Here is a 3,770-nt window from a genome sequence, read left to right on the forward strand (position 1 = left end):
GCGGTGGACGGCGCGCTTGGCGCCGAACTCCTCGCAGCCTTCAAACAGGTCATCGAAAACCCGATGACCATGTTGGTCTAGGCGGCACATGAAAACCTTATCCGGGGGCGGAAGATGAAAACCATCCTGTGTTATGGCGATTCGCTGACATGGGGGTACAACCCCGCCGGCCCCGGACGCCACTCCTTCGAAGACCGTTGGCCCAGTGTTCTGCAAGCGGAACTGGGCGGCGAGGCCCGCGTCATCGCCGAAGGGCTAAACGGCCGGACCACGGTGTTCGACGATTTCGCCGCAAGCGCCGACCGAAACGGTGCGCGCGTTCTGCCGACTTTGCTCATGAGCCATGCACCGCTCGATCTGGTCATCATCATGCTGGGCACAAACGACATGAAGCCGTTCATCTGCGGCCAGGCTTTCGGCGCCAAGCAAGGTATGCAGCGCCTGGTCGATATCGTGCGCTGCCATGATTATCCGATGGACGCGCCGGCACCGAAGGTTCTCATCGTGTCACCGCCACCGGCATGCGAAACCGACGAACCCGACTTCGCAGCCCTGTTCGACAGTGCGCGAACCGAATCCTCAAAGCTGGCGAAGCTTTACGACGCTCTTGCCAGCGAGACGGATGCAGGCTTCTTCGATGCGGGTCGTGTGGCGCGGACCAGCCCGCTTGACGGCGTTCACCTGGACGCCGACAACACAGGCTCCATCGGCCGGGGACTCGCTCCGGTGGTGAGAGACATGCTTGGACTTTGACAAAGGAGGGATGAGCATGGCCAACACTGAGGTAAATCCGAGAGTGCATGCTTCGTGGGGCTGGCTTGCCCTGCTGGGAGCCATTTCGTTGATCGGCGGTGTTCTCGCGCTCGCCAATCCGTTCGCGGCCACCATGACGGCGGCAATCCTGGCAGCGTGGACATTCGTGCTGTTCGGCGTGCTGCAGATCGTGCAGGCTTTCCGCGTACGCGGCTGGGGTGGTTTCCTGTGGGCTTTGTTGCTCGGTGTTCTGACGCTCGCCGTCGGTATTTCCATCATCGCCAAACCGGCGGCGGGCATCGTCTCGCTTACCATTCTGGTCGCGATCATGTTTCTCGTGCTCGGCGTGGTGAAGGTAATGTACGCTTTCGCTTTCCGACCACTCTCGGGCTGGGGATGGGTGCTCTTTTCAGGCATCATATCACTGTTGCTCGGTGTTATGATCCTGGCGGATATGCCGTGGGCGGCAGCGACCATTCTGGGCATTCTTCTGGCCGTCGAACTCCTGTCGAACGGCGTGTTCCTTCTGTTCATCGCTTTCGGCCTGCGCGGGGCGCAGCAGACCTGAATCTTGTCTCAGGGCGCGGCTTCCCGTCCGCGCCCTAGACGATAATAAGACTACAAGGAGAGACCAGCTGTGGCTGAAAATTACGACGTCATCATTATCGGGTCGGGTCCGGGCGGCTACGTGACAGCCGTCCGCGCCGCACAGCTTGGCTTGAAAACGGCTATCGTCGAGCGCGAGCATCTGGGCGGGATCTGCCTGAATTGGGGCTGTATCCCGACCAAAGCGCTGTTGCGCTCGGCCGAGATCAAGCATTATGCCGAGAACGGCAAGGAATACGGTCTCTCCATCGACGGTGAGGTGACAGCCGATGTGGACGCTGTCGTCGATCGTTCGCGCAAGGTTTCGCTTCGGCTCAATGGCGGCGTCGGGTTCCTCATGAAGAAGAACAAGGTCGACGTCATATGGGGCGAGGCGAAAATCTCGAAGCCTGGCGAAGTGGTGGTCTCCGAAACGTCGAAAAAGGCCATGCAGCCGCAGCCGCCGGCGCCAAAGAACACAAAGGGGACGGGCACCTATAAGGCCAAGCACATCATCGTGGCGACGGGTGCACGTCCGCGCGTTCTGCCGGGCATCGAGCCGGATGGCGACAAGATCTGGACCTATTTCGAGGCGATGGTGCCGAAAACCATGCCCAAATCGCTGGTCGTGATGGGCTCCGGCGCGATCGGCATGGAGTTCGCCTCATTCTACCGCACCATGGGCGCAGAGGTAACGGTGGTCGAACTGATGCCGCAGATCCTCCCCGTGGAAGACGCGGAAGTCTCGAAATTCGCTCAGCGCCAGTTCGAGAAACAGGGCATCAAGTTCAAGCTCGAGGCGAAGGTCGCCAAGGTTGAGAAGGGCAAGGACGGTGTGACCGCCCACATCGAGACCAAGGACGGAAAGACTGAAAAGATTGCTGCCGAGAAGCTGATTTCCGCTGTCGGCGTGCAGGGAAACACCGAGAATCTCGGCCTGGAAGCGCTCGGCGTCAAGACAGATCGCGGCTGCGTGGCGGTGGACGGCTTCGGCCGTACGAATATCGAAGGCATTTACGCGATCGGTGACGTGGCAGGGCCGCCCATGCTGGCACACAAGGCCGAGCACGAAGGCGTGATCTGCATAGAAAAGATTGCCGGCGTGCCGGGCGTTCACGAGCTGGACAAGGGACTGATCCCGGGTTGCACCTACTGTCAGCCGCAGGTTGCCTCTGTTGGCCTTACCGAAGCAAAGGCGAAGGAAAAAGGCCGCGACATCCGTGTGGGCAGGTTCCAGTTCGCCGCCAATGGCAAGGCGATTGCACTCGGCGAGGATCAGGGCTTCATCAAGACAGTTTTCGACAAGAAGACAGGCGAGTTGCTGGGCGCGCATATGATCGGCACGGAGGTGACGGAACTCATCCAGGGCTTCGTTGTCGCGATGAACCTGGAAACGACGGAGGAAGAGCTGATGCACACTGTCTTCCCGCACCCGACATTGTCGGAGATGATGAAGGAAAGCGTACTCGACGCCTACGGGCGCACGCTCAACGCCTAAAAATGGGGGCGTCGGCCCCTGTTTCCCCTGCGCCAACTGGACTATATGCGGGGGAACACGAACGAGGAACCTGATTGATGGACGAAAGCTACGGTCTCCTGGGCATGCCTGGTGTCGGCTTTTTCGGCCTCCTCGTGATCGGCTTCCTGGCCGGCTACGTGGCCGAAAAGACCATGAACCGCGACCACGGCTTTCTCATCAACATTCTGGTCGGGATCGCCGGTTCGTTCGTCGGCGGAACCATCGCCGGCCTTGTAGGCATCTCGTTCTACGGTTTTCTGGGCAATCTGGTGGTCGCCATTCTTGGCGCGATCCTGATCCTTTGGGTATTCGGACGCTCGGCCTCGCGTCGGGCGCGATAGGACAAACATGGTCACCATTCTCGATACTGTTACCGCCAAACCGCGTCCGCGGCATCCCGAAAAGGCGCATCGGCCGGACCAGGAGGTGCTGCGCAAGCCGAAATGGATCCGCGTCAAGGCGCCAACCTCGCAGGGCTATCTGGAAACCCGCGAGATCGTGAAGTCCAACAAGCTCGTGACCGTGTGCGAGGAAGCGGGCTGTCCGAACATTGGCGAGTGCTGGGACAAGAAGCACGCGACCTTCATGATCCTCGGCGAAATCTGCACGCGCGCCTGTGCCTTCTGCAATGTGTCAACAGGCATTCCAGGACCGGTCGATATCAACGAGCCGGACAATGTGGCCAAAGCAGTGCGCGAGATGGAGTTGAAGCACGTTGTTATCACCTCGGTGGACCGCGACGACCTGGACGACGGTGGCGCTGCCCACTATGCCGCCTGCGTTTCGGCCATTAAACAGCGCACGCCGGAAGTTGCCGTTGAGGCGCTGACACCGGATTTCGACGCGGTCATGTCTGACGTTGAGAAGGTGGTGGATTCCGGGCTGGATGTCTTCGCCCAGAACGTCGAAACCG

General features: G+C 60.2%; 5 protein-coding genes. All 5 read left to right on the forward strand.

Annotated features, from left to right (window positions below; translation table 11 throughout):
* Nucleotides 1-114: 114 nt before the first annotated feature.
* Nucleotides 115-753 carry an SGNH/GDSL hydrolase family protein gene (locus QZ638_RS22825; protein WP_295814966.1) on the forward strand — a complete coding sequence of 213 codons (639 nt, stop codon included), beginning with the start codon at nt 115-117 and terminating at the stop codon, nt 751-753.
* 16 nt (nt 754-769) lie between these two features.
* The gene (locus QZ638_RS22830; RefSeq protein ID WP_295814969.1) at nt 770-1,321 is read left to right on the forward strand and encodes an HdeD family acid-resistance protein; all 552 of its coding nucleotides are present in this window, start codon (nt 770-772) and stop codon (nt 1,319-1,321) included.
* 69 nt (nt 1,322-1,390) lie between these two features.
* A complete protein-coding gene (gene lpdA / locus QZ638_RS22835; RefSeq protein ID WP_295814972.1) occupies nt 1,391-2,836 on the forward strand; it encodes a dihydrolipoyl dehydrogenase in 1,446 nt (481 codons plus the stop codon).
* A gap of 77 nt (nt 2,837-2,913) precedes the next feature.
* The gene (locus tag QZ638_RS22840) at nt 2,914-3,198 is read left to right on the forward strand and encodes a GlsB/YeaQ/YmgE family stress response membrane protein (RefSeq protein WP_295814974.1); all 285 of its coding nucleotides are present in this window, start codon (nt 2,914-2,916) and stop codon (nt 3,196-3,198) included.
* Between the two features lie 7 nt (nt 3,199-3,205).
* Nucleotides 3,206-3,770, forward strand: a 565-nt coding sequence (locus QZ638_RS22845; RefSeq protein WP_295814976.1) for a lipoyl synthase, incomplete at its 3' end; no start/stop codon positions are given.

Origin of the sequence: uncultured Nitratireductor sp. (assembly GCF_913053745.1) — a bacterium.
GTDB lineage: Bacteria > Pseudomonadota > Alphaproteobacteria > Rhizobiales > Rhizobiaceae > Nitratireductor.